General features: G+C 72.4%; 19 protein-coding genes and 1 pseudogene. 12 read left to right on the top strand and 8 right to left on the bottom strand.

The genetic code is table 11. The features are described from left to right. Window positions 1–28: 28 nt before the first annotated feature. The 3 genes from C1N81_RS38375 to rhaI form a co-directional block, all read right to left on the bottom strand. Window positions 29–1477, bottom strand: coding sequence for a rhamnulokinase (locus C1N81_RS38375; RefSeq protein ID WP_394436004.1), 1449 nt, complete (start codon window positions 1475–1477; stop codon window positions 29–31). Between the two features lie 407 nt (window positions 1478–1884). Continuing rightward, window positions 1885–3945, bottom strand: a complete 2061-nt coding sequence (locus C1N81_RS38380) for a bifunctional aldolase/short-chain dehydrogenase (protein ID WP_394436005.1) — start codon at window positions 3943–3945, stop codon at window positions 1885–1887. 81 nt (window positions 3946–4026) lie between these two features. Further along, window positions 4027–5193, bottom strand: a complete 1167-nt coding sequence (rhaI, locus tag C1N81_RS38385; protein ID WP_394438517.1) for an L-rhamnose isomerase — start codon at window positions 5191–5193, stop codon at window positions 4027–4029. 266 nt (window positions 5194–5459) lie between these two features. Here rhaI and C1N81_RS38390 point away from each other — a divergent pair, with 266 nt between their 5' ends. From C1N81_RS38390 to C1N81_RS38415, 6 genes are all read left to right on the top strand, one after another. Next, on the top strand, window positions 5460–6971 hold the full coding sequence (locus C1N81_RS38390) for a sugar ABC transporter ATP-binding protein (RefSeq protein WP_394436006.1): 1512 nt from the start codon (window positions 5460–5462) through the stop codon (window positions 6969–6971). Window positions 6972–7080: 109 nt separating this feature from the next. Beyond that, a complete protein-coding gene (locus tag C1N81_RS38395) occupies window positions 7081–8136 on the top strand; it encodes an ABC transporter permease (RefSeq protein WP_394436008.1) in 1056 nt (351 codons plus the stop codon). Window positions 8137–8143: 7 nt separating this feature from the next. Next, on the top strand, window positions 8144–9175 hold the full coding sequence (locus C1N81_RS38400) for an ABC transporter permease (RefSeq protein WP_394438520.1): 1032 nt from the start codon (window positions 8144–8146) through the stop codon (window positions 9173–9175). A 40-nt stretch (window positions 9176–9215) separates the two neighbouring features. Continuing rightward, window positions 9216–10313 (top strand): rhamnose ABC transporter substrate-binding protein, encoded by a 1098-nt coding sequence (gene rhaS / locus C1N81_RS38405; protein ID WP_394436009.1) that lies wholly within the window; start codon window positions 9216–9218, stop codon window positions 10311–10313. A gap of 76 nt (window positions 10314–10389) precedes the next feature. Then, window positions 10390–10710, top strand: a complete 321-nt coding sequence (locus tag C1N81_RS38410; RefSeq protein ID WP_394438523.1) for an L-rhamnose mutarotase — start codon at window positions 10390–10392, stop codon at window positions 10708–10710. Then, the gene (locus C1N81_RS38415) at window positions 10703–11725 is read left to right on the top strand and encodes a LacI family DNA-binding transcriptional regulator (protein WP_394436010.1); all 1023 of its coding nucleotides are present in this window, start codon (window positions 10703–10705) and stop codon (window positions 11723–11725) included. Before C1N81_RS38410 ends, C1N81_RS38415 begins: the two co-directional genes overlap by 8 nt. Window positions 11726–11734: 9 nt before the next feature. Here the strand turns inward: C1N81_RS38415 and C1N81_RS38420 are convergent, their stop codons facing one another. Both C1N81_RS38420 and C1N81_RS38425 read right to left on the bottom strand, forming a co-directional pair. After that, window positions 11735–14833 carry a family 78 glycoside hydrolase catalytic domain gene (locus C1N81_RS38420; protein WP_394436011.1) on the bottom strand — a complete coding sequence of 1033 codons (3099 nt, stop codon included), beginning with the start codon at window positions 14831–14833 and terminating at the stop codon, window positions 11735–11737. A 145-nt stretch (window positions 14834–14978) separates the two neighbouring features. Next, window positions 14979–17951, bottom strand: a complete 2973-nt coding sequence (locus C1N81_RS38425) for a glycosyl hydrolase (RefSeq protein WP_394436012.1) — start codon at window positions 17949–17951, stop codon at window positions 14979–14981. 333 nt (window positions 17952–18284) lie between these two features. Between C1N81_RS38425 and C1N81_RS38430 the strand changes: the two genes are divergently transcribed. The 4 genes from C1N81_RS38430 to C1N81_RS38445 all read left to right on the top strand — a co-directional run bounded on the left by C1N81_RS38430 (window position 18285) and on the right by C1N81_RS38445 (window position 21359). Beyond that, window positions 18285–19316 carry a LacI family DNA-binding transcriptional regulator gene (locus tag C1N81_RS38430; protein WP_394436013.1) on the top strand — a complete coding sequence of 344 codons (1032 nt, stop codon included), beginning with the start codon at window positions 18285–18287 and terminating at the stop codon, window positions 19314–19316. 96 nt (window positions 19317–19412) lie between these two features. Beyond that, window positions 19413–20717: an alpha/beta fold hydrolase gene (locus C1N81_RS38435; protein ID WP_394436014.1), complete on the top strand. Its 1305-nt coding sequence runs from the start codon at window positions 19413–19415 to the stop codon at window positions 20715–20717. A 169-nt stretch (window positions 20718–20886) separates the two neighbouring features. Beyond that, the gene (locus C1N81_RS38440; protein ID WP_394436015.1) at window positions 20887–21105 is read left to right on the top strand and encodes a hypothetical protein; all 219 of its coding nucleotides are present in this window, start codon (window positions 20887–20889) and stop codon (window positions 21103–21105) included. Next, window positions 21102–21359 (top strand): hypothetical protein, encoded by a 258-nt coding sequence (locus C1N81_RS38445; RefSeq protein ID WP_394436016.1) that lies wholly within the window; start codon window positions 21102–21104, stop codon window positions 21357–21359. Before C1N81_RS38440 ends, C1N81_RS38445 begins: the two co-directional genes overlap by 4 nt. Here the strand turns inward: C1N81_RS38445 and C1N81_RS38450 are convergent. Beyond that, complete coding sequence (locus C1N81_RS38450) at window positions 21356–21910, bottom strand: hypothetical protein (protein ID WP_394436017.1); 555 nt, start codon at window positions 21908–21910, stop codon at window positions 21356–21358. The genes C1N81_RS38445 and C1N81_RS38450 overlap by 4 nt on opposite strands. A 30-nt stretch (window positions 21911–21940) precedes the next feature. Here C1N81_RS38450 and hemC point away from each other — a divergent pair, with 30 nt between their 5' ends. Next, window positions 21941–22873, top strand: a complete 933-nt coding sequence (gene hemC / locus C1N81_RS38455; RefSeq protein WP_394436018.1) for a hydroxymethylbilane synthase — start codon at window positions 21941–21943, stop codon at window positions 22871–22873. A 5-nt stretch (window positions 22874–22878) separates the two neighbouring features. Here the strand turns inward: hemC and C1N81_RS38460 are convergent. Both C1N81_RS38460 and C1N81_RS38465 read right to left on the bottom strand, forming a co-directional pair. Continuing rightward, a pseudogene (locus C1N81_RS38460) lies at window positions 22879–24256 on the bottom strand (MFS transporter). Window positions 24257–24258: 2 nt separating this feature from the next. Further along, window positions 24259–24846: a TetR/AcrR family transcriptional regulator gene (locus C1N81_RS38465; RefSeq protein ID WP_394436019.1), complete on the bottom strand. Its 588-nt coding sequence runs from the start codon at window positions 24844–24846 to the stop codon at window positions 24259–24261. 172 nt (window positions 24847–25018) lie between these two features. Between C1N81_RS38465 and C1N81_RS38470 the strand changes: the two genes are divergently transcribed. After that, complete coding sequence (locus tag C1N81_RS38470; RefSeq protein WP_394436020.1) at window positions 25019–25858, top strand: enoyl-CoA hydratase/isomerase family protein; 840 nt, start codon at window positions 25019–25021, stop codon at window positions 25856–25858. Window positions 25859–25861 lie beyond the last annotated feature (3 nt).

Consider the following 25861-nt stretch of genomic DNA (forward strand, 5'->3'; position numbering starts at 1 on the left):
TGCAGCGTACGTCGTGAGCCGTACCCGGTCAGGGGGCGGCGACACGGGCCTCAGCCGCGGTCCACTCAGCGGTCGATCCGCGCGGGGTGTAGCGGGTCAGCGGCTGGGTGGCGGCCACGAGCGCGCGGGCCGCCGCCCGGTCGCCGAGCACGCCGTCCGCGCGCGCCTGCACCAGGACATTGCCGAGCGCCGCCGCCTCCGCCGGGCCCGCCACCACCGGCAGGCCGCAGGCGTCCGCGGTCAGCTGGCACAGCAGCGCGTTGCGGGCGCCGCCGCCGACGATGTGCACCACGTCCACCGGGCGGTCGGCGAGCCGCGCCGCCTCCGCGAGCGCCCTGCGGTGCGCGAGAGCGAGCGAGTCGAGGATGCAGCGGGTCGTCTCCGCGCGGCTACGGGGTTCGGGCTGGCCCGTGGTGCGGCAGGCGGCGGCGATCCGGGCCGGCATGGCGCCGGGGGGCAGGAAGGCCGGGTCGCCCGCGTCGATGACCGAGCGCAGAGCGGGGGCCTGCGCCGCTCCGTCGAGGAGGGCGGACAGGTCCGGGTCGCCCCAAGCGCGTTGGCATTCTTGCAGCAGCCACAGGCCCATGATGTTGCGCAGGTAGCGGACCGTGCCGTCGATGCCCAGCTCATTGGTGAAGTTCGCCGCGCGGCTCTCCTCGGTCAGGACGGGGGTATCCAGTTCGAGGCCCGCCAAGGACCAGGTGCCGGTACAGATGTAGGCGAAGTGCGTGCCCTCGGCCGCCGGTACCGCGGCCACGGCCGACGCCGTGTCGTGCGACGCGACGGTCACCACCGGGACGGGGCCCGTCAGGCCCGTCTCCTCCAGGACGTGCGGGAGCAGGTTCCCGGCGGAGTCGCCCGGGTTGCGCAGCGGGGGGAAAAGCGTCAGGTCCGTGCCGGTGCGGGCGGCTACGCCGTGCGCCCAGTCGCGGGTGCGCGGGTCGATGAGCTGGGTGGTCGAGGCGTTCGTCAGCTCGGTGCCGCGCTCTCCTGTCAGCCAGTACGTGAGGAGGTCCGGGATCAGCAACAGCGTTCGCGCTGCCGCCAGTTGGGGGGTGTCCCGGGCCGCCGCCAGCTGGTACAGGGTGTTGAACGGGGCGTGCTGGAGGCCCGTCTCGGCGTACAGCTCCGCGGGGTGTATGCGGGTCCACACGTGCTCGGCGACGGTGTTCGTGCGGGGATCTCTGTAGTGGTGCGGGTTGCCCAGGAGGGCGCCGGTCGCGTCCAGGAGGCCGTAGTCGACGGCCCAGCTGTCGATGCCCAGGGAGCGGATCGGGTCCCCCGTTTTGCGGAGTCCTTCCAGGATGCCCTCGTAGAGGCCGAGGATGTTCCAGTGCAGGGACTCGTGGGTGCGGGTCGGGGTGTTCGGGAAGCGGTGGGCTTCTTCCAGGGTGAGGGTGTCTCTGGTGACCTGGGCGGTGATGACCCGGCCGCTCGATGCGCCCAGGTCTATCGCGGCGTAGGGGGTGGTGGGCATGGGTCGCCTTCGCGCCGTTGCGGGTGATGTGTCGATCGCGGGTGCGGGTGGGTCGTGGCTGGTCGCGCAGTTCCCCGCGCCCCTATAGCGCCGTTGTGCGTTGGCGATTCGGGGCGGGTGCCCGTGCGTCGTGGTTGCTCGCGCCGTTCCCCGCGCCCCTGGCGGGGCGTATGGGGTGCGGTGGTGGACGTGCGGGTGGGTCGTGGCTGGTCGCGCCGTTCCCCGCGCCCCTGATAGCGCCGTTGTGCGTTGGCGATTCGGGGGCGGGTGCCCGTGGGTCGTGGTTGCTCGCGCCGTTCCCCGCGCCCCTGGCGTGGTGGTCGACGTGCGGGTGCGTTGTGGCTGGTCGCGCCTCCCCGCGCCCCTGGTGGGGCGCCGGTTTCGGGGGTGGTCCCTTCCTCGCTCGCTCACCTCAGGAACGCTGCCGCCACCCCCGCGTCCACCGGGATGTGCAGGCCCGTCGTGTGGGTCAGGTCGCCGGCTGTCAGGGCGTGGACCGCGTTCGCCACGTGTTCGGGGAGGACCTCGCGCTTGAGAAGGGTGCGCTGGGCGTAGAACTCGCCCAGCTTCTCCTCCTCGATGCCGTACGTCGCCGCGCGCTGCGCACCCCAGCCGCCCGCGAAGATGCCGGAGCCGCGGACGACGCCGTCGGGGTTGACGCCGTTCACCCGGATGCCGTCCGCCCCCAACTCGGCTGCCAGCAGGCGCACTTGATGTGCCTGGTCCGCCTTCGTGGCCGAGTAGGCGACGTTGTTCGGGCCCGCGAACACCGCGTTCTTCGAGGCGATGTAGACGATGTCGCCGCCCATGGACTGCTGCCGCATGACGCGGGCCGCCTCGCGCGACACGAGGAACGAGCCTCGGGCCATGATGGCGTGCTGGAGGTCCCAGTCCTTGGCCGTCGTCTCCAGGAGCGGCTTGGAGATGGAGATCCCGGCGTTGTTCACCACCAGGTCGACGCCGCCGAAGGCCAGGGCCGCGGCCCGGAACGCGGCCGCGATCTGCTCCTCCGACGTGACGTCCACCTCGACCGCGACCGCCTTGTCCGGGCCGCCCAGCTCCTCCGCGACGGCCGCCGCGCCCTCCGCGTTCAGGTCGGCCACGACCACGCACGCGCCCTCGGCGACGAGCCGGTGCGCGATGGCCTTGCCGATGCCGCTGCCCGCACCCGTCACCAGCGCCACCCGCGTGGCCAGCGGCTTAGGCTTCGGCATCCGCTGGAGTTTGGCCTCCTCCAGCGCCCAGTACTCGATGCGGAACTTCTCGGACTCCTCGATGGGCGTGTAGGCGGAGACCGCCTCGGCGCCCCGCATCACGTTGATCGCGTTGAGGTAGAACTCGCCCGCCACGCGCGCCGTCTGCTTGTCCTTGCCGAAGCTGAACATGCCGACGCCGGGCACGAGCACGATCGCCGGGTCGGCGCCGCGCATCGCGGGGGAGTCCGCGGTGGCGTGGCGCGCGTAGTAGGCGGCGTACTCCGCGCGGTACTCGGCGTGCAGTTCCCGCAGGCGCGCGAGCGCCGTGTCCAGGTCCGCCGTCGGCGGCAGGTCCAGGACGAGCGGGCGCACCTTCGTACGCAGGAAGTGGTCCGGGCAGGACGTGCCGAGCGCCGCCAGGCGCGGGTGCTCGGTGCTCGCCAGGAAGTCGAGAACCGTGTCGGAGTCGTCGAAGTGGCCCACCTGGGGGCGGTCCAGCGACGCCAACCCCCTGATGTGAGGCGCCAGTTCGGCCGCGCGGGCCCGGCGCTCCGCCGTGCCCAGCGCCTCGTACCCCTCCAGCCTCGGGCCGAACGGCTCCGGCTTGCCGCGCTCCGCCAGGAACGTCTCCGCCGTGCGGATGATGAAGAGGGAGTTCGCCTCGCACTCCTCGGCCGTGTCGCCCCACGCCGTGATCCCGTGGCCGCCGAGGACGCAGCCGACCGCCTCGGGGTGGGCGGCCTTCAGCGCGGCGATGTCCAGGCCGAGCTGGAAGCCGGGGCGGCGCCACGGCACCCACGCGACCTTCTCGCCGAAGCACTCGGCGGTGAGTTTCTCGCCGTCGGCGGCGCAGGCGAGGGCGATGCCCGAGTCGGGGTGGAGGTGGTCGACGTGGGCGGCGTCCACCAGGCCGTGCATCGCGGTGTCGATGGACGGCGCGGCGCCGCCCTTGCCGTGCAGGCAGTAGTCGAACGCGGCGACCATCTCGTCCTCGCGCTCCACGCCCGGGTACACCTCGGTGAGCGCGCGAAGGCGGTCCAGGCGCAGCGCGGCGAGGCCGGACGCGGTGAGGGTGCCCAGGTCGCCGCCGGAGCCCTTGACCCAGAGCAGCTCGACACCCGTACCGGTGACCGGGTCGGTGGCGGTGCCCTTGGCGGAGGTGTTGCCGCCGGCGTAGTTGGTGTTGCGGGGGTCGGCGCCGAGCCGGTTCGAGCGCGCCAGGAGCGCGGCGACTTCCCGGGGAACGTCGGGGGCAGGGGTGGCGGAGGACATGCGGGTTCCTTCGGTAGGGAGGGGGAGAAGGGAGGGCGGAGGGCGGTCACATCGCCGGGAGCGGGCGGGTCGGGCGTGCGGTCAGGCGCCCCAGCCCGCCTGCTCGCCTCCCACCCGCTCGGCCACGATCCGCTCCTGCCAGCCGCTGGCGTGGTACGCGGCGACCGGGTCCGGGTGCAGTCCCCGCTCCTCGCGGAGTTCGCGGAGCAGCGGGCGGACATCGGTGTTGTAGGCGTCCATGAGGACCGCGTTGGCGGTGAGGACGTCGCCCGCGCGCTGGGCGGCGGTCAGGGCGTCGCGGTCGACGAGGAGCGCCTTGGCCGTCGCCTCCTGGACGTTGAGGACGGAGCGGATGACCGCGGGGATCTTCGCCTCGATGTTGTGGCACTGGTCGAGCATGAACGCGACGTTCGTCTCCGCGTCGAAGCCGCCGTTCTTCGCGACCTCGTGCAGGATGCGGAAGAGCTGGAAGGGGTCGGCGGAGCCGACCATCAGGTCGTCGTCGGCGTAGAAGCGGGAGTTGAAGTCGAAGCCGCCGAGCCGCCCCTCGCGCAGCAGCAGCGCCACGATGAACTCGATGTTGGTGCCGGGCGCGTGGTGGCCGGTGTCGACGACGACCTGGGCGCGCTCGCCCAGCTTCAGGCACTGCACGTACGAGGTGCCCCAGTCCGGCACGTCCGTCGTGTAGAAGGCGGGCTCGAAGAGCTTGTACTCGAGGAGCAGGCGCTGGTCGTCGCCGAGCCGCTCGTAGACCGTCGCCAGGGACTCCGCGAGGCGGTCCTGGCGGGCCACGATGTCGTCCTGGCCGGGGTAGTTGGTGCCGTCGGCGAGCCATAGCTTCAGGTCCTTGGAGCCGGTGGCGTCCATGATGTCGACGCAGTCCAGGAGGTGGCCGACGGCCTTGCGGCGTACCACCGGGTCGGGGTGGCAGACGCTGCCGAGCTTGTAGGCGTCGTCCTGGAAGGTGTTGGAGTTGATGGTGCCGATCTCGACGCCGCGCCCCTTGGCATAGGCGGCGAGCGCCGCGTAGTCGTCGACCGTGTCCCAGGGGATGTGCAGCGCCACCTTGGGCGCGATACCGGTGAACTCGTGCACCTTCGCCGCGTCGTCGAGCTTCTCCCACGGGGTGCGGGGCACACCGGCCTGGGCGAACACCTTGAACCGGGTGCCGGAGTTGCCGTAGCCCCAGGACGGCGTCTCGATCCGCTGGCTGGCGAGTGCGGCCTTCACGGCGGCGATGTCAGGCATGTTCACCTCTGAAATCGTGAATCGATTCACTTCGCTGGGAAGTTAACCCTGGGTGCAGGGCGCGTCAAGGGGTCGGGCACCAGGCCGAGTGCGGCGCGCGATTGTGCTGTTCACCGACGTGTATCGCGCTGCAGCCGGTTTTTCTCGTTCTTCCGGTGCTCGCCTCTTGACCTCCCCTGAGGGGCAGGGCTAGCTTCCGGGCAACTTCACTGAAACATTTCACCGCCGGGGATCCATCCGTCCGGCGTCACCCACGGAGACATGCAATGACGCATCCTGAACCGGAGACGACTCCGGTGCTCGCGCTGGAGGGGGTGAGCAAGTCCTTCGGCGCGGTGCGCGCCCTGCGCGGCGTCGGCCTGCGCCTGTACGCCGGAGAGGCGCACGCCCTCGCCGGCGAGAACGGCGCGGGCAAGTCGACCCTGATCAAGACCCTCGCCGGGGTGCACAGGCCGGACACCGGGACGGTCCTGCTCGACGGCGCCCCGGTGGAGTTCCACGGCCCCGCCGACGCCCGGGACGCCGGGGTCGCCGTCATCTACCAGGAGCCGACGCTCTTCCCCGACCTGTCGATCGCCGAGAACATCTTCATGGGGCGCCAGCCGCGCCGCTCGCTCGGCCGCGTCGACCACCGCGCCGTCAAGCGGGCCACGGCCGACCTGTTCGCGCGGCTCGGGGTGGCGCTCGACCCGGACCAGCCCGCGCGCGGCCTGTCCATCGCCGACCAGCAGCTCGTCGAGATCGCCAAGGCGCTCTCCTTCGACGCCCGCGTCCTGATCATGGACGAGCCGACCGCCGCGCTCACCGGCAGCGAGGTCGCCCGCCTCTTCGGCGTCGTCCGCACCCTGCGCGAACAGGGCGCCGCCGTCCTGTTCATCTCGCACCGCCTAGAGGAGATCTTCGGACTCTGCCAGCGCGTCACGACGCTGCGCGACGGCGCCTGGGTGGTCAGCGAACCCCTCGACGGACTCACCGAGGACGACCTCGTGCGCCGGATGGTCGGCCGCGACCTCGACGAGCTGTACCCCAAGCAGGACACCGAGACCGGCGACGTGGCGCTCAGTGTGCGCCGCCTGACCCGCGAAGGCGTCTTCACCGACGTCTCCTTCGAGGTGCGGCGCGGCGAGATCGTCGGCCTCGCCGGTCTCGTCGGCGCCGGGCGCAGCGAGGTCGCCCGCGCCGTCTTCGGCGTCGACCGGTTCGACGGCGGCGCCGTGGAGGTGCTCGGGCAGCGGCTCAAGCCGGGCGCCCCCAGCCTCGCCATGCGCGCGGGACTCGCCCTCGTCCCCGAGGACCGGCGCGCCCAGGGCCTGGTGATGGACATGTCCATCGAGCGCAACATCGGGCTGACCGGCTTCGCCGACACCAGCCGCGCCGGGCTCATGAACCGCAAGGCCGAGCGCAGCCGTTCGCTCGACTGGTCGGTCAGGCTCCAGGTCAAGTACGCGCGCCTCGCGGACGTCGTCGGCACGCTGTCCGGCGGCAACCAGCAGAAGGTCGTCCTCGCCAAGTGGCTCGCCACCGGGCCGCAGGTCCTCATCGTCGACGAGCCGACCCGCGGCATCGACGTCGGCACGAAGGCGGAGGTGCACCGGCTGCTGTCGTCGCTGGCCGCCGAAGGGGTTGCCGTCCTGATGATCTCCTCCGACCTTCCGGAGATCCTCGGGATGGCCGACCGGGTGCTTGTCATGCATGAGGGCCGCCTGACCGCGGAACTCTCCCGGGCCGAGGCGGACGAGGAGTCCGTGATGGCCGCGGCCACGGGGAGGGCTGCCTGATGTCCGCCCATGCGCCGTCGGGCCTTGACCGTTCGTGCGCGGGCGCGCGTGCTTCGTGGTTGCTCGCGCCGTTCCCTGCGCCCCTGAGGCCCGTTGAGGTGGCCGCGAAATGACTGTTACCGCACCACCAGTGCGAGAGCACTCCGCTCCCGAGCCCACCGCCGGGCGCCGCCTCATCGACAAGGTGTTCAAGGCCCGCGAGATCGCCGTCGCCGGTGTCCTCGTGCTCATGCTGCTCGCCACCCAGGTCTCCAACAGCGAGTTCCTGTCCGAGCAGGGCGTCAAGGACCTGCTGCTCAACGCCACGATCCTGGTCCTCGTCGCGACCGGCCAGGCCATTGTCGTCATCACCCGCAACGTCGACCTGTCCGTCGGCTCCGTCCTCGGCATCTCCGCGTTCGCCGCGGGCGACTACCTGCAAGGCGGCGGCAGTTCGCTCATCGCCGTCCTCTACGCCGTCGCCGTCGGCGCCGTGTTCGGCGTCCTGAACGGCGCGCTCGTCAGCCTCGGCAAGGTGCCCGCGCTCGTCGTCACCCTCGGCACCCTGTACGTGGTCCGCGGCATCGACTCCATCTGGGTCGGCTCGCAGCAGATCGTCGCCGCCGACCTGCCCGACGCGTTCGTCGACTTCGGCCACGACGGCCTGTGGGTCGTGCCCTACCTGGCGCTCCTCGCCGGCGCCGTCCTGCTCTGCGTCGGCTACTACCTGCGCAGCTACCGCAGCGGCCGCGACATGTACGCCCTCGGCTCCAGCCCCGAGGCCGCCTCCCTCGCCGGTGTCCCCGTCCGCAAGCGGATCATGACCGCCTACGTTCTGTGCGGCGCCCTCGCCGGACTCGCGGGCGCCCTCTACCTGGCCCGCTTCGGCAACGTCGACTCCGGCACCGGCAACGGCTACGAACTCACCGTCGTCAGCGCCGTCGTCGTCGGCGGCGTCGCCTTCACCGGCGGCTCCGGCACCGTCTACGGCGCGGCCCTCGGCGCCCTGCTGCTCACCTCCATCAACAGCGTCCTGCCCGCCATCGGCGTCAGCTCCGTCTGGGTCACCGCCATCAACGGCGTCCTGCTGCTGCTCGCCATCGCCGTCGACCGGATCCTGGCCCTGCGGGTCGCCGCAGTGCTGCGCAAGCAGGCCGCACAGATGAGGAGCGCCCGCCATGCCTGAGACCCTCATGCCCGAGACCCCTCAGAAGGCCGTGCCCGACCGCCTCAGGAACGCCGTGCGCTGGGACACCGCCGTCGGCGCCCTGCTCATCGTGCTGCTGCTCTGCTCGTTCTCGTTCGTCGACAACTTCGGCAACGCGCTCAACCTCTCGTTCCTGATCGGCAACACCCTCCCGATCGCCCTGATCGCGCTGCCGATGACGATGCTGGTGATCTCCGGCGAGGTCGACCTGTCCGTCGGCTCGACGGCCGGGCTCTCCGGGGCCGTCATGGGCGCCCTGTGGAACGAGGGCATGGCCATCGAGACGATCATCCCCCTCTGTCTCGTCCTCGGCCTGGTCTGCGGCCTGGTCAACGGCCTGCTCGTGACCCGCCTCGGCCTTCCGTCCCTCGCCGTCACCATCGGCACCATGGCCGCCTACCGGGGCATCGCCCAGATCGTTCTCGGCTCGGACTCCGTCACCGACTTCCCCGCGCAGTACCTCGACTTCGGCGCGGGCCGTTTCGGCTCCACGTTCCTGCCGTACGCGGCGCTGCCCTTCCTCGTGCTGCTCGCGATCGCCGTCGTCGTCCTGCACGCCACCCGCGTCGGACGCTCGCTGTTCGCGATCGGCGCCAGCGAGGAGGCGGCCCGGTTCTCCGGCGTCCGCGTCAAGCGGCTCAAGCTGTCGATGTTCGTGACGACCGGCGTGCTCTCCGCCCTGACCGGCGTCTTCTGGGCCCTGCACTACGCAAGTGCCCGCTACGACAACGCGACCGGGCTCGAACTCTCCGTCATCGCCGCCGTCCTGCTCGGCGGCATCGACTTCGACGGCGGCAAGGGCACGCTCGGCGGCGCCGTCGCGGGCGTGTTCCTGCTCGGCACGCTCCAGAACGTGATGAGCCTGCTCAACGTCTCCGCGCAGTCCCAGATCGTCGTCACCGGCGTCCTCCTGATCATCTCCGTGCTCGCCCCGCGCGTCGGCCGCCAGCTCGCCCAGGCGAGGGCGCGCCGCAGGACCACGGCCGCGCCACCGCCCCCGGCGCCCGCCGCCTCGTAGCACCAGACCCCGTACCACCCGCCACCCGTAAGGAACCGCCATGTCCCGGACCGTGACCGTCACCGCCAGAACCCGTCGGCTCACCGCCGCGCTCGCCGTCACCACCGCGCTCGTCCTCGGCGCCACCGCCTGCGGCGGCACGACGAAGGACGACGCGAACAAGGAGGCGGCCAAGTCCGACGCGGCCGGCAAGGCCGACCCGGACGCCGCCACCAAGAAGGGCCTCACGGTCGCCTTCCTGCCCAAGCAGGTCAACAACCCGTACTTCACCACCTCCGACAACGGCGGCCAGAAGGCCGTCGAGGAACTGGGCTCGACCTACAAGGAGGTCGGCACCAGCAGCGGCACCGACACCTCAGGGCAGGTCTCCTACGTCAACACCCTCACCCAGCAGCAGGCCGACGCCATCGCCGTGTCCGCGCAGGACCCGGGCGCCCTGTGCACCGCGCTGAAGCAGGCCATGAAGAACGGCGTCAGCATCGTCACCTACGACTCCGACACCAAGCCCGACTGCCGCAACGTGTTCGTTTCGCAGGCCAGCGCGGAGGACCTCGGCCGCACCCAGGTGCAGCAGATGGCCAAGCAGATCGGCAACAAGGGCGAGATCGCGATCCTCTCGGCGGCCCAGACGGCCACCAACCAGAACACCTGGATCGACTACATGAAGGACGAGCTGAAGAAGCCCGAGTACAAGGACATCGAGCTCGTCACGACGGCCTACGGTGACGACGACGCGCAGAAGTCGTTCCAGCAGACCCAGGGGCTCCTCCAGGAGCACCCGAAGCTGAAGGGGATCATCTCCCCGACCACCGTCGGCATCAAGGCGGCGGCCCAGTACCTGTCGGGCTCGAAGTACAAGGGCAAGGTCAAGCTGACCGGCCTCGGCACGCCCAACGACATGCGCGCCTACGTCAAGAACGGCACCGTCGAGGCGTTCGAACTGTGGGACCCGGCGAAGCTCGGCGCGCTCGCCGCGCACACCGCCGTCGCCCTGGAGTCCGGGCAGATCACCGGCAAGGAGGGCGAGACCTACAAGGCCGGTGACCTGGGTGAATTCACCATCGGCAAGGACGGCGTCGTCTCCCTCGGCAAGCCGACCGTCTTCGACAAGTCCAACATCGACCAGTTCAAGTTCTGAGTCCCTAGTTCTGAGTTCCAAGTTCTGGGTTCTGAGTTCTGGGTTCTAGAGTTCTGAGGGAGCGTTCCGAGTGTCCGTGCAGCGCGTCTGCTTTCTGCTCAAGGTCAGAGCCGACCGGATCGACGAGTACCGCGTCCGCCACGACGACGTGTGGCAGGAGATGAGGGACGCGCTGACCGCCGCCGGCTGGCACAACTACTCGCTCTTCCTGCGCGAGGACGGCCTGCTCGTCGGCTACCTGGAGACGGCGGACTTCGACGCGGCACGCGCCGCCATGGACGCCACGGACGTCAACGCCCGCTGGCAGGCGGAGATGTCCGGCTTCTTCGAGGAGCTCGACGGGCAGGCCCCGGACGCCGCGATGCGCCCGCTCACCGAGGTCTTCCACCTTGCGTGAGCGCGCGGCGGTCGGCATCAAGGACGTGGCCCGGGTCGCCGGAGTCTCCGTCGGCACCGTCTCCAACGTCCTCAACCAGCCCCACCGGGTGTCCGAGCCGACCCGGCGCCACGTCCAGCAGGTCATCGCCCGGCTCGGCTACGTCCGCAGCGAGTACGCGCGCCAGCTGCGCGCCGGGCACAGCCGGATCATGGCGCTGCTCGTCCTGGACATGGGCAACCCGTTCTTCGTCGACGTCGCGCGGGGCGCCGAGCGCGCCGCGCGCGACGCGGGCCTCGGCGTCATGGTCTGCAACAGCGCGCAGAACCCGGCGGAGGAGGCCGAGTACCTCTCCCTCTTCGCCGAACAGCGCGTACGCGGCGCCCTCATCACCCCCGCCGACCCGAGCGGCGCGACGCTGCGCGACTTCCGCCGCCACGGCATCCCCTACGTGGTGGTGGACCGGGTCGCCGGGGACGAGGCGGGGTGCTCGGTCTCCGTCGACGACGTGTCGGGCGGCGCGCTCGCCGTCCGTCACCTCGTCACCGGGGGCCACCGCTCCCTGGCCTACGTCAGCGGCCCGCCCCACCTCAAGCAGGTGCAGGACCGCCGCGAGGGAGCCCTGAAGGCGCTCGCCGAGGCGGGCCTGGACGGCGGGGCCCTGCGCGAACTGCCCACCGAACGCCTCGACGTGGCCGCCGGGCGTGACGCGGGCGCCCGCCTCCTCGGCCTCGCCGACCGCCCCACCGCCGTCTTCTGCGCCAACGACCTCCTCGCCCTCGGCGTCCTCCAGGCGCTGTACGCGGCCGGGGTCAAGGTCCCCGGCGACATGTCGATCGTCGGCTACGACGACATCGAGTTCGCGGCGGCGGCCACCGTCCCGCTCACCTCGGTGCGCCAGCCGGCGCTCACCCTCGGCACCATCGCCGCGGAGCTGCTGCTCCAGGAGACGGATGAACGCGCGGCCGACCACCGCCACCAACACGTCGTGCTACGGCCGGAGTTGGTGGTGCGCGGATCGAGCAGGTCGCTCTGACCCAGGCGGTCAGCGCACCGTGCTGGTCACCCGGTACCGCCCGGCCGGCAGCCGGTACGTGGCCGTGCCGTCCTCGAACCCGACGAACCGGACCCCGTCCACGGAGGCGAGCGGGGTGCGGCCCTCGCGCACCGCGGACGCCGACACGGCGGGCAGGCTGAGCGTCGCCGTACTGTTGGCGGGGACCACCGCCTCGTACGTCAGCGTCCCGTCCTTGGCGAGGGACCACGCGCTGGTGATCTCGCCGTACGGGGACTCGTGGCGCCCGGTGACCCGTGTGACGCCCCCGGTCGGGTCGAGGTGCGGGCGCAGCAGGAACCGCTGGAAACCGGGGTGCTCCGGGTCGCGCGCGATGCCCGCCATGTACGCGTACATCCACTCCGCGATGGCGCCGTAGGAGTAGTGGTTGAAGGAGTTCATCTCGACGGGCCCGAACCCGTCCTCCTCCGAGTACGAGTTCCAGCGCTCCCAGACGGTCGTCGCCCCGTTCTCCACCGAGTACAGCCACGACGGCATGGCGTTCTGGTGGAGCAGCTTGTACGCGAGGTCGGCGCGGCCCTCGTCGGTGAGGACGGGCGCGAGGACGTTCACGCCGAGGAAGCCGACGGAGAGCGTGTTCTCCGCGTACTGGACGCGGGCGCTGTCCGGGTGGGCGGCCTTGTACGCGGCGTCGTTGCCGATGTTGTCCGCCAACAGGCCGACCAAAGCGCGGCGTTGGGCCTGTGTGTCGTAGAAGCCGAGCTTGAGGACCCACAGGAGCGCGGACTGACTGTTGTCCTCGGGATCGCCGCCCATGGACGGCTTCCCGCCGATGCTGGACTTGACCGTGATCGTGTCGCCGTCGACCACGATGTACTTGGCCAGGAAGGCGCGGCGGATCTTCCCGAACAGGTCCTCGTACGCCGTGGCCTCGGCCGTGCGCCCGGTCGCCCGCGCCATCTGGGCCATGAGCCGCACGCTGTAGGCGTAGTAGACGTCGCTCATCAGCTGGGTGCCGGTGTTCTGGAACGCGAGCCAGTCGGCGAAGATCGCGCCCTGCCCCGCGTAGGTGTCGCCGCCTTTCCGCTCGATCCAGTCGAGGTAGCGGACCATCGCCTCCCAGCTGCGGTCGACGATGGTCGCGTCCCCGCTCATCTGCCACACCGTCCACGGCACGATGACGCCGCAGTCCGCCCAGCCGCTGCAGGGTGCCGCCGCGTTGTACCGGTTGCCGGGCGCGACCGCCGTGAACTGGGCGCCGTCCACCCCGTAGATCTTCTGCGACTCGATCAGGATGGACTGGAAGTGGCTGAGGAAGGCGACGGAGTCCGTGTTGTAGAGGCCGGTGTTCGAGAAGACCTGGGTGTCGCCGGTCCAGCCGAGCCGTTCGTCGCGCTGCGGGCAGTCGGTGGGCACCCAGAGGTAGTTGCCGCGCTGCCCCCAGCGCACATTGCTGATCAGCTGGTTGATGGCGTCGTCGTCGGTGGTGACGCTGCCGATGTCGCGGAGGGCCGAGGTGCCGACCTTGCCGGTGAGCCCGGAGACGGTGACCTCGGCGCCAGGTGTCGACACCTCCACCGACACATAGCGGAACCCGTAGAAGGTGAGCGAGTCCTGATGTGTCTCGCCGTCCTTCGCGCCCTTGAGGAGGTACGTGCTCGTCGCCTTGGCGCTGCGCAGGTTGGCCCGGTACAGCGACCCGACCGGGCCGTCCGCGCCCGCGCTGTCGTCGTTCAGCATCTCGCCGAACCTGACGACGACCTCCGCGCCGGCCGGGCCGCGCAGCGAGTAGCGGGGGACACCGACCATGTTCTGGCCGAGGTCGAAGACGGCGGTGTCACCGGCCCGCAAAGTGACGGGCCCTGGCGCGCTGTCGGTGGAGCGGGCCGGGTCGGGCACGACGCGGCCTTTGCCGTTGGCGCTCGTCGACCGCCCCGTGACCTCGCTGTAGACGGTGACGGACCGCGGGTGCCGGTCCCAGCCCTCCATCAGCCGGGCGCTCTCGCCCGGGTAGGCGGTGAGCTTGGCCCCGGGGAACTCGGCGGCGTAGCCGACCTGTTCGACCTCCGCCCAGCCCCGGGTGTCGAAACCGTTCGCGGTCCAGCCGTCCAGCTCCTTGCGGGCGTCGTACGTCTGGCCGTCGTAGATGTCGTCGGCGCGGTAGGGGCCGGTGTCGGTGGCCCGCCATGCCTCGCCCGGCTTCGTGACGATGCTCTGCGTGGAGCCGTCGGCGTAGCGGACGAGCAGCTTGGCCTTGAGGGCGAGGGGCTTGCCGTCCTTCGCGTAGTAGGTGCTGCCCTCGGAGACGCGGCCGTTGTACCAGCCGTTGCCGAGGACGGCGGCGAGCGTCACGGACCGGCCGCGCGCCACCAGGTCGGACACGTCGTAGGTGAAGTAGTTCACGGTCATGTCGTAGTTGGTCCAGCCGGGCGTGAGCAGCTCGACCGCCCGGCCGCCGTCCTGCGGGACGGTGACGCGCTCGCCGTTCACATACGCCTCGTAGACGCCGAGCGCGCTGATGTGGAGCCGTGCCTCGCTCACCTTGCCCCTGCGCAAGGGCGTCTCGGCGCGGAGGAGCGGCGCGCCCGCCGAGTTCGGGGCCTTACCCTTCATGCCGACCCACTGCGCGCCGTCCCAGCCTGCGACGCCGTCGGTGCTCAGGAGCCCGGTCTCGAACCAGGCCGCGGAGGAGGTGCCGACCGGCCGGTGCCTGTCGTCCCAGACGGAGACGTTCCAGAAGTACCGCGTCGACGGCCGGAGTCGCGGCCCGTCGTACAGGACGGCGACGGAGTCGGACGACACCACCCGCCCGCTGTCCCACACGTCGGCCCGTGAGCCGTTCAGCCGGGCGGGCGAGGTGGCGACCCGGATCCGGTACGCGCCCTGCGCGAGCCCGCGCCGCTCCGCGCCGAGCTGCCAGCCGAGGCGCGGCCGGGCGGCGTCCGTGCCGAGCGGCAGCGTCCGGTGCTCGACGGTGAGCCCGGTGACGGCGCCGTCCTCACCCGGCGCCGCGGTGGGGGCGGCGGCCTGCGCGGGGGCGGCCCCCGCGAACGTGCCGGCGGCGGCCACGACGGGCACGGCGCCCGCGGTCGCGGCGAGTACGGTCCTGCGGCGGATGTCGCTGCTCATCTTTCAGGTGTCCCTTCGACGGTGAAGGTGCTCTGTGATGGTGGGGGGTGCTGCGGACGTGCTGGACGTGCTCCCTGCGGAAGGTGCTCAGGGGTGTGTTCAGGGGGTGTGTGCAGGGGTGTTCAGGGGGTGTGTGCGGGGGTGCTCAGGCGCGCACGGTGGCGCGCGCGTACGGGACCAGGCGGACGGGCCCGGTGAGCCCGTAGGCCTGCGGTTTGCTGCCGCCGAACACGGCGGGGCGGCTGACGCGGAGCCGGTTGAGGAGCGTCGTCGCCACCTCGATCTCCAGGGTGTTGGCGCCGGGGCGGAGGCGGTCGCCGAGGTCGGCGACGCGGGTGAGCTGGTCGACGGGCGGCAGCGCGTGCCCGTTGACGCGGACGGTGAACGTGTCGAAGACGCCGCCGAGTTCGAGCAGCGCGCCGTGCGCGGCCGTCCACTCCCGGCCGAGCCGCACGGTGGTGCGGTAGGTGCCGATCCCGGAGACGTCCGCGAGGCCGGGCAGCTCCGTCCAGGGGGCGAGCGCGTCCGGAGTCAGCTCGTGCCGCACGTGCGCCGTCCCGGTCGCGCTCGCACCCGGCCGCCAGTCGTCGACCGTCAGCGTCCACGAGGTGAGGGGGAGGGGCGCGGGCACGGCGGGGATCTTCGTGGTGACGGTGCGCCCGTTGTCGAGCGTGGTGGTGTACGCGCCCGGGGCCGAGGCCCGGATCTCCAGGTGCCCGCCCGCGGTCGCGTGGACGGCGTCGGCCTGCGTCGCGGTGGCGTGCCGCACCGGCGCGGAGCCGGCGGGCCGGGCCAGGACGACGACGGTCACGGCGCCCGGCCGGAGGTCGACGGTGAGCCGGATCCGGCCGTCCGCCGTGCGTGTGTAGAGGGCGACCGGGGTGAGCGTGCCGGTCCACGGGTCGAGGCGGTGCGGGACCGCGCCCCTCACCTGGGCGGTGAGGGTGACGTCGTGGATGATGCGGGTGCCGGTCGAGCCCTTCTTGCTGACGGCGTCGTTGGCGAAGAAGAAGTAGTCGGCGTCGCGGTCGGCGCGGTGCGCGTGCAGCAGCATCGAGGACTCGGCGTACTCGACGTCGCGGGTGAGGCCGAGCGCGGCGATGGCCTCCGGCACGTCGGGCCGGTCCGCGACGGTGTGCACGTTCTTCAACTGCTGCAAACGGGCGATGAGTTGACGCAATCGCTCATTGTCGCCGGGCCCCGCCAAGCCGGGCACATGCGCGTCCGACCAGTCGCCGACGACGATGACCGGGAGGCCCGCGCGGGCGTACTTGAGCAGCTTCTCCGCGACGTCGAGCTGGAGCGTGTGCTCCCGGTTGATCATGATGTCGCCGTCGACGAGCAGCGCCTTGAGCGCGGGCCCGTCCGGCGCGAACCGGCCGCCGCGCACCACCGCCGACTCCAGGTCGAGCAGGCGCGGGCTGAGGAACGTGTGCGTCCAGCCGACGGGCACGCCGTCGCTGGTGAACCAGGGCGCCCCGAGCCCGGAACCGGCGTACCCCTTCTGCCGCAGGATGCCGATGTCGACCCTGTTCACGCCGGTCCGCAGCACCTGCTGCACCCGCGCCAGGAAGTCCGCGACCTGCGGGGTGTGCCGCCACAGCGGCTGGCGCGGGCCCCACGCCTCGCCGTACCCCGCGGCGCCGTTGTACGGGGAGAACGCCGCGAAGCCCGGCCACTGCGCGCCGGGCGCGTCCGCGTACGCGAAGCCGTGGAAGACGGCCTGGTTGACCCCGGCCGCGTACTGCGTGACCAGCTTCTTCAGCGTGTCCGTCCACGTGGTGGAGTAGGCGCCGCCCGCCGTGCCGCCCGCCTCGTTCGACACCAGCGGCTTGCCGCCCATGTCGCGGCCGCCGGCCAGGCAGCGGAAGTCGTCGAGGTTCTTGAACCCGAGCGACTCACCCTCGGTGACGTCGAGCAGCGCGGACTTGTAGACGGCGTCCGTCTCCAGACCGTACGGCTGGATGCGCAGCTTCAGGCCGAGCGTGTGCGCCCACTTCTGGAGCGGCAGCAGATGATGCTCGACGTACAGCTCGGTGACGACCTCCATCACATCGCGCCGGATCGCCTTGTCGAGCGCCGCCTCGAAGCCGAAGACGTACTTCTCCTTCTTCTCGACGAACGTCGCGAGGTAGGGGAGGAGCGAGTAACCCATGCGGCGCTCGAACTCGGCGGGCAGCGCCGGGGTCCACAGCGTCGCGTCCGTCTCGATCTCGATGGAGTCCTCGAAGAGCGTGCCACCCGCGTCCTTCAGCAGCTTGCGGATCGAGGGCGTGAGGATGTGCCGCTCCCAGAAGTCGGTGACCGCGCGGGTGCCCGCGTCACTGAAGTGGTCGACGACGTAGGCGAGCGGCGTGGTGTGGTCGCGGCCCTCAGGGCGCTGGCCCGAACCCCGCTCCCAGTAGGCGACCAGGAGCCAGGTGGCACCGTCGTCGGGCGCGGCCCACGCGATGCGGCCGCCGGTGACGTGCGCGGTGACGTCGGTGACGGTGGCCTGGTCGAGGCGGACCGGCACGGCCGTCGGTGAGCTGCCCGCCGTCACCCGTATCGCCTGGACGAGGAGGAGCCGCTGATCCGTGACGCCCGCCCCGGCCTCGCCGACGGCGGCCGGGACCGGCCCGTCGTGGGCGCCGCCCGGCTCCACCACCGCGAAGCCGTGGGCGAGTTCCTTCGCCGCCGCCCTGCTGTCCGGCGTGATCGACGGCACGGCGGCGGGCCACGCGGGGCCGATCGTCAGGTCGACCACCACGTCCTGCTTCTTCGCCTCGCGCAGCGCCGCCTCCACCGCCGACCGCCAGGCCTCGGTGCCCCAGCCGTGGCGGACGGTGTCGAGTTGCGTGTCCATGCTGTGCGTGACGGCGGCGATCTCCACGCCGCCGAACCCGGCCGCCGCGATCTGCCGGATCTCGCGGGCGATCTCCCCGGTGTCGACCAGCGCGTCCGGCCACCACCAGCGGAACTTGGGGCGCACGGCGGACGCGGGGCGGCTCAGGTTGCGCGCTGCGAGCCCCGGTGTGAGCCCTTGTGCCAGGACGTCCGCCGCGCCGGAGAGCGGCAGCGCCGTCGCGGCCCCGGCCAGGGCGCCCATTCTCAGCACGGTCCGACGGCGCAGGCTCATGGTTCTCCTCGGTCAATGACTCGGCGTCCGATTGAACAGTTTCAAACGATTCAATGCGGGGTGGAGGAACCTACGGGCAGCCGTGACGCGTGGCAAGAGGTGTGCACGAAACACTCCTGTGCAGACTGAAGCGACAGGTGCTGCCGCCTCGCGCGGAAGTGTCCGAAGCGCGATGCGAAACGATTCAAGTGTGGAGCGCGTCCCGCTTGGGCGGCCCTGCCCGCCGCCTCCCGCGCGTGCCCGCCGTACCCCCTCGCTCTCAGCCGGACGCCGGCCGGGCCGGCCCCCGTAGAATCCCTGTGCCGCACCCGCTCACCTGGAGGTCCACGCCCGATGGCACAGTCCGTGGGGATCAAGGACGTCGCCCGCGTCGCCGGGGTGTCCGTGGGGACGGTCTCGAACGTGATCAACCGGCCCACGACCGTCGCCGACGACACGCGGGCCCGCGTCCTCGCGGCCATCGACCGGCTCGGCTACGTCCGCAGCGAGTCCGCCCGCCAGCTGCGCGCGGGCCGCAGCCGCATCATGGGCCTGCTCGTCCTCGACATGGGCAACCCCTTCTTCGTCGACGTCGCGCGCGGCGCCGAACGGGCCGCGCGCGACGCCGGACTCGGCGTCATGGTGTGCAACAGCGCGCAGAGCCCCTCGGAGGAGGCCGAGTACCTGTCGCTCTTCGCCGAGCAGCGGGTGCGCGGCGTCCTGCTCACCCCGGCCGAGGCGACCGGCCGCACCGTCGAGTCGTTCCGGCGCCACGACATCCCGTTCGTCCTGGTCGACCGGGTCGCCGAGGGCGCCACGGAGTGCTCGGTCTCCGTGGACGACGTGACCGGCGGCGCCCTCGCCGTGCGCCATCTCGTCGGCGCCGGGCACCGGCGCATCGCCTACGTCAGCGGCCCGCCCGCGCTCAACCAGGTCACGGACCGCCGCGTGGGCGCCCTGCGCGCACTCGCCGAGGCCGGGCTGCCCGCCACCGCCCTGCACGAACTGCCGACCGAACGCCTCGACGTGGCCGCCGGGCGTGACGCGGGCGCCCGCCTCCTCGGCCTCGCCGACCGCCCCACCGCCGTCTTCTGCGCCAACGACCTCCTCGCCCTCGGCGTCCTGCAGTCCATGTACGCGGCCGGGGTACGGGTCCCCGAGGACGTGGCGATCGTCGGCTACGACGACATCGAGTTCGCCGCCGCCGCGGCCGTACCGCTCACCTCCGTGCGCCAGCCCGCCGTCACCATGGGCTCCCTCGCCGCCGGACTCCTCCTGGAGGAGATCGCCGCCGCCGACCACCCGGAAGGCGCGGAGCACGCGCACCGCCGCGTCGTGCTCCAGCCCGAACTGGTCGTCCGCGGCTCCAGCCTGGGCCCCCGCTGACGCCGCCGACGACCGTGTGCTGAACTGGGCGCGGCCCCGGACGTCCGGAATCCGGTCAGCCCGCACCGTTTGCAGAACTCCCGTACAGGAGCCGCTTTGAGCGTCGTCAGCTACCGCCAGCCCGGGGTCGTTCTCACCGACCGCCGTTTCTCCGTCCCCCTGGACCACGACGCCCCGGACGGCGAACACATCGAGGTCTACGCGCGTGAAGCGGTCGCCGCGGGGCGCGAGAACGAGGACCTGCCCTGGCTGCTCTACCTCCAGGGCGGCCCCGGCTTCGGCGCCAACCGGTTCTCCGGCAAGCAGGCCTGGCTCGGCCGCGCCCTCCAGGACCACCGCGTCCTCCTGCTCGACCAGCGCGGCACCGGCGCGTCGAGCCCCGTGAACCGGCAGACGCTCCCGCTGCGCGGCGACGCCGCCGCCCAGGCCGCCCACCTCGCCCACTTCCGGTCCGACGCGATCGTCCGCGACAGCGAACTGATCCGCCGCGAGGTCACCGGCGGGGCGCCCTGGACGATCCTCGGCCAGAGCTTCGGCGGCTTCTGCGCCGTCCGCTACCTGTCGACCGCGCCCGAAGGGCTCGGCGCCGCGCTCATCACCGGCGGCCTGCCGACCCTCGACGGTGACGCGGACGACGTGTACCGGGCCGCGTACCCGCGCATCGAACGCAAGGTCCGCGCGCACTACGCCCGCTACCCGATGGACGTCGAACGGGCGCGGGAGATCGCCGCGTACGTGGCCGAGCACGAGCCGGTCCTCCCCAACGGGTACCGGCTCACCCTGGAGGCGTTCCAGTCCCTGGGGATCTGGCTCGGCGGCAGCGACGGCAGCGACCGCCTCCACTACCTCCTGGAGGACGCGTTCGTGCCGACCCCGGGCGGGCGCGCGCTCTCCGACTCCTTCCAGGAGCAGGTCGCGTCGGCCCTGTCCTACGCCGGCCACCCGATCTACGCGCTGCTGCACGAGGCGATCTACGCCCAGGGCGGGCGGGCCACCGGCTGGGCCGCCGAGCGGGTACGGGGCGAATTCCCCCAGTTCGACGGTGAGAAGTCGCTCGCGTCCGGCGCGGCGCTCATGTTCACCGGGGAGTCGATCCACCCCTGGCAGTTCGATGTCGACCCGGCGCTTCGCCCTCTCCGGGAGGTGGCGGAGATCCTGGCCGGCCGTACGGACTGGGCTCCGCTGTACGACCCGGCCCGGCTCGCCGCGAACGAGGTGCCCGTCGCCGCCGCCGTCTACCACGACGACATGTACGTGGACACGGGGCACGCGCTGCGCACGGCGGCTGCCATCCGGGGGCTGCGGCCCTGGGTGACGAACGAGTTCGAGCACGACGGTCTGCGGGCGGGTGGGCCCCGGGTGCTGGACCGGTTGCTGGGGATGGTGCGCGGCGAGGTGTGACCTGGGCGGTCCGCCGCCGCGGGTGTCTGTGCCATGCCCCCGGCTCTCCCGCCGTCGTGGCTGGTCGCGCAGTTCCCCGCGCCCCTTGAATGGCGCACTGCGTGCGCCATTCCCCGCCCGTTCCCGGGTGTGGCGGCGTCGCGGTCGGTCGCTGTGCGAGACTCGGGGCGTGGACACCGCCAAGCTCGAACTCGCAGCTCAGCGCTATCGGGAAGCCGTGGAGGCGCTCGAGGGCGCTTCGCTGGACCTCCGGACCGAGGCGCTCGCCGCGCTGCGCCAGGACGACGTACGCCCCGGCGACGAGGACGAGGTCGTCCGGATCACGGGATGGAGCCGTGAGGAGCTGCAACGCCTCGCGGAGAGCGCGCCCGACGAGCCGCGCCCATGATGGCGCGCTCCCGGCTGGTCCAGGAGCTGCGCAGGGGCGGCTGCACCCAGGAGTCCGCCGCCGCCCTCGTCGAGGACTACGCGCACCAGCTCGCGGTCCAGCTGCGCGACACCGGCCACCGTGACGCCGCCGCTCTCATCGACCCGCGCGCAGGCCAGTGCACCTGCGGCGCGCCCGAGGGGAGCGACGAGGAGAGCGCGGAGACCCGCCGGTACTGGTACCACGCCCGGTCCTGCCCCCTCGGCTCCGCCTAGGCCGCGCGCCCGGTCCAGCCCGTGGTCGCCACCACCTCGCGCGCCAGGTCGACGACGGACCGGTCGTCCGTCGCCACGCGCACCGTCGCCGGGTGGGACGCCCGGTCCAGGAGCCGTGCTTTGCGGGCGCTCGCCGCGAGTTCGTGGGCGAGTTCCGAGCCGAGTTCGCGGCCCGTGAGGCGGGTGCGGGCAGTGGTGTCGGTGGCGGTGAGCAGGACACGGGTGAGCCGGACCTCCGGGCCCATGGCGCGCTCGAACATGCCCGTGGTCTCCGTGAGCACGCTCGCCGTGTTCGTGTAGACGAGGCGGCGGCAGCCGGTCGCGGCGAAGTTGGCCCAGACCGCCGTCAGATTGCGTTCGGTGATGTGGGCGCGGCGCGGGTCCCCGTCCGGGGCGGGATGGATCTGTCCCATGAAGTCACCGTCGACGACGGCGTGCGGCACGCCCGCGGCGCGCAGCAGCACCGACACCTCCCAGCCCACGGTCGTCTTGCCGACCCCGGCGCGCCCGCCGATCAGCAGCGCTTCCACGTCGTCCCCGATCTCGTTCATGCGGGGCAGCGTAAGCACTATGGTGTCGGGATGGTTGCCGAGCTGATCCGTATCGTCTCCCGTTCCTCGCCGATGGCGCTCGCCCAGGTGGAGCGGGTCCGCGCCGAACTGGCCGCGCTGCACCCGGGCGTGCGTACGGAGGTCGTCCCCGTGACGACCAGCGGCGACAGGTGGATGGGCGATCTCGCGAAGCTCGGCGGCAAGGGTGCCTTCACCAAGGAGGTCGACCAGGCGCTGCTCGACCACCGGGCCGATCTCGCCGTGCACTGTCTCAAGGACATCCCGGCGGACCGGCCGCTGCCGGAGGGCTGCACGTTCGGGGCGTACCTGAAGCGCGACGACGTGCGCGACGCGCTGATCGACCCGCACGGGCGCACCCTGGACGAGTTGCCGGACGGCGCCCGCATCGGCACGTCGTCCGTCCGCCGCGTCGCCCAACTGGCCGCCAGTCACCCGCACTTGACGTGCGTCCCGATGCGCGGCAACGCCAACCGCAGGCTGGAGAAGCTCGCCGCGGGCGACGCGGACGCGCTGCTCCTCGCCGTGTCGGGGCTCGAACGGATCGGCCGCCCGGACCTGATGACCGACGTCCTGTCACCGGAGCGCATGTGCCCGCCGATCGGCGCCGGCATCCTCGCGCTCCAGTGCCGCGCCGACGACGAGGCGACCCTGGAGGCGGTGAGCGGGCTCGGGCACCGGGACACCTGGCGGGAGGCGACCGCCGAGCGGATGTTCCTGCACGTGCTGCAAGGGCACTGCAACTCCCCGGTCGCCGGGTACGCGCGCGCGGAGCGCAGCGGCGATCTGTCACTGCGCGCCTGTGTGTTCACGCCGGACGGGAAGCGGGTGCTCAACGCCCAGGAGTGGGCCGGGCCGCTCGACCCCGCGACCCTCGGCATGTCCGTGGCGGTGGCGCTGCTGCGGCAGGGCGCGCGCGAGCTGATCGACTCCATCGCGCACTGACGTCCTCACTCGGCCGGTACGGGCCTGGCGCGGGGGAGTCGCAGCGCGGCGGCGGCGCCCGCGCAGGTCAGGACCGCCAGGACGGTGAGTGTCGGGCCCATCGAGGCGGTCAGGTCCCGGCCGGAGACGACGAGCGTCGTGGCGACGGCCGTCCCGAGCGTCGGCCCCACGTTCATCGCCGTCTGCTGGAGACCGCCCGTCACCCCGGCCTCGGCCGCCGCCGCCCGGCGGACGAGGACCTCCGTCGCGGTCACCATGACGGTGCCGAAGCCCGTCCCCATGGCGATGGCGCAGGCCCCCACGGGCAGCGCCGTCGCCGTCGCGTCGAGGCGGCCGAAGGCGAAGACGCCGACCGTCATCAGGGCCATGCCCGCGCCGGTCGTCGCCCGCGCCCCGAAACGGCGCAGCAGCACCGCGCCGAGCGGCGCCGCGAGCACCATGCACAGCGCGGCGGGCAGCATGAACAAGGCTGTGCCGAACGCGTCGAGCCCCAGCACGTCCTGAAGGAAGTACGAGGCCACGAACAGCGCGCCGAACAGCGCGGCCGAGGCGGCGAGCAGGATGCCGAGCGCCGCTACGACCACCGGTGACGCGACGACCGACGGCGGAAGGAGCGGGTCCGGCGTGCGGCGCTCGTGCCGGACGAGGGCCACGGTCGCGGCGATCGCGCCGCCCGTCGTCAGGACCGTGACCGCCGAGCGGCCCGCGTCGGGCAGGGTGACCAGCGCCGTGACGAGGCAGGCGAGCGCCCCCCCCGAGCAGCATCGCACCGGCCGGATCGAGGCCCGCCGGCCGCGCCGCCGCCGACCGCTCCGGTGGCGCCGATGCCTCCGGCTCCCGGACGCGCAGGACCAGTACGGCGATCACCACCGAGGGCAGCACCCCCAGGAAGAACACCGATCGCCAGCCGAACTGCGCCGTCAGGACGCCGCCGATCAGCGGTCCGGCGGCGGCCGATACGCCGATCGCGCTCGTGCGCAGGGCGATCGGCATGCCCAGTTCGTCGGGAGGGTACGCCGCCCGCAGCATGCCGAGCGTCGCGGGCTGGAGCAGCGCGCCGCACACGCCCTGCACGACGCGCAGCGCGATGACCCAGCCGATGCCGGGCGCGCACCCGATGGCCGCCGACGCGGCGGCGAAGCCGAGCATGCCGAGGGCGAAGAGGCGCCGGTGCCCGTACCGGTCGCCGAGCCGCCCCGCGAGGACGAGGAGCGACGCGACCGCGATGAGATAGCCCGTGCTCGTCCACTGGGCCTCGGCGAGCGACGCGTCCAGGTCGCGCTGGAGCGCGGGCCGGGCGACCGTCAGGACCGTGCCGTCGAGGGCGACGAGCAGCGCTCCGACGACGCTTCCGGCGAGCGTGACACGGCGGTACGACAGCACGCTCACGGCGCCACCGGCCCCAGATGGGCATCGAGCACGGTGCCGAGCAGCGGCTCGATCGTGTCGCCGCCCACCGCGAGTTGCAGGCTTCCCCAGCGCCAGAGCTGGGCGAGGCCGTGCAGGTTCGCCCACAACGCGCCCGCCGCGACGGCCGGTTCGGCGTCCGGGCGGACCTTCGCGACCAGCTCGGCCAGCATCGTGAAAAGCGGCAAACTCGTCTCGCGCAGACCCAGCTCGCCGCTTTCGAGCACGTCGTGGCGGAACATCAGCTCGTACATGCCCCGGTGCCGCCGCGCGAAGTCGAGGTAGACGCGGGCGAGTTCGGCCACCTGGGCGCGCGGGTCGTCCGCGTCGCCGCCGCGCACGACCCCGGTCGTCCGGGCGCCGAGATCCTCGAAGCCGCGCCGCGCGATCGCCGACAACAGCTCCAGGTGGGTGGGGAAGTAGCGGCGCGGCGCACCGTGCGAGACGCCCGCCCTACGGGCGATCTCCCGCAGGGAGAGCGCCGCCGCGCCGTCCGCGTCGACCAGTGCCACGCCGCTGTCGATGAGGCGGTCCCGCAGGCTGCCGCCGCTGTTCTCCCGTTGCATAGACACTGTCTACCGCACCCGAGTAGACAGTGTCTACTCATCCGGTCCGGGTCTCCAGCCGTCCCGTCCCTTCAGACCGCGGCCCCGTCCCGCTACGCTGCGCGCCGCCGAACCACCGCCGTATCGCGGCCGTATCGCGGACATCCGGACGACCGGCAAGCAGGGGGCTCGCATGATCGACACCACCGACACCCGGATTCCGGACGGTGCCGCGCGGCGGCTGCGGCTCGACGTGGCGGAGGGCGGCGTCGGTGTGCTCACGCTCTGCCGTCCCGCCAAGCTGAACGCGTGGAGCTGGGAGTCGACCCGGCAGCTCGGCGTCATGGCCGACCGGATCCGGTTCGACGACCGGATTCGCGTCGTCCTCCTGCGCGCCGAGGGGCGCGCCTTCTGCGCGGGCATCGACGTGAGCGCGCCCGGCGGCGCCATCGAGGGCGCGAGCGGCTCCGCGCGCAGCCACGCCTACTACGAGGGCGTCCGCTGGGCGCACGAGCGGTTCGCCGCGTTCGCCCGGCTGCCGCAGCCGGTCGTCGCGGCCGTGCGGGGGTACTGCCTGGGCTTCGGGTTCGAGCTGGCGCTGATGGCGGACGTACGGATCGCGGCCGACGACGCCGTGTTCGCGCTGCCCGAGGCGCGTCTCGGGGTGGCCGTCGACGCGGGCGGCGATCTGCGGATCGCGCGGGAGGCGGGCGCGGGCTGGGCGAAGTTCCTGGCGCTGACCGGCCGCAGGATCGACGCGGAGACCGCGTACCGGCTGCACCTGCTCCAACAGGTGGTATCCGGCGCGGATCTGGAGAGCGCCGCCGCCGCGGTGGCCGACGAGATCGCCGCGAACGCCCCGCTCGCCGTGCGGTCCGTCAAGCGGGACATCGACGCCTACGCCGACCTGGGCCTTGACGCGGCGCTCGACCGGGTGGCCGCCGCCGCCGCGCTCACGCTGACCTCCGACGACGCGGCCGAGGGCTTCACGGCCCGGGCGCGCCGCAGGCCACCGGAGTTCAGGGGCGCGTGAGCC

The organism is Streptomyces sp. SGAir0957, from assembly GCF_043523415.1.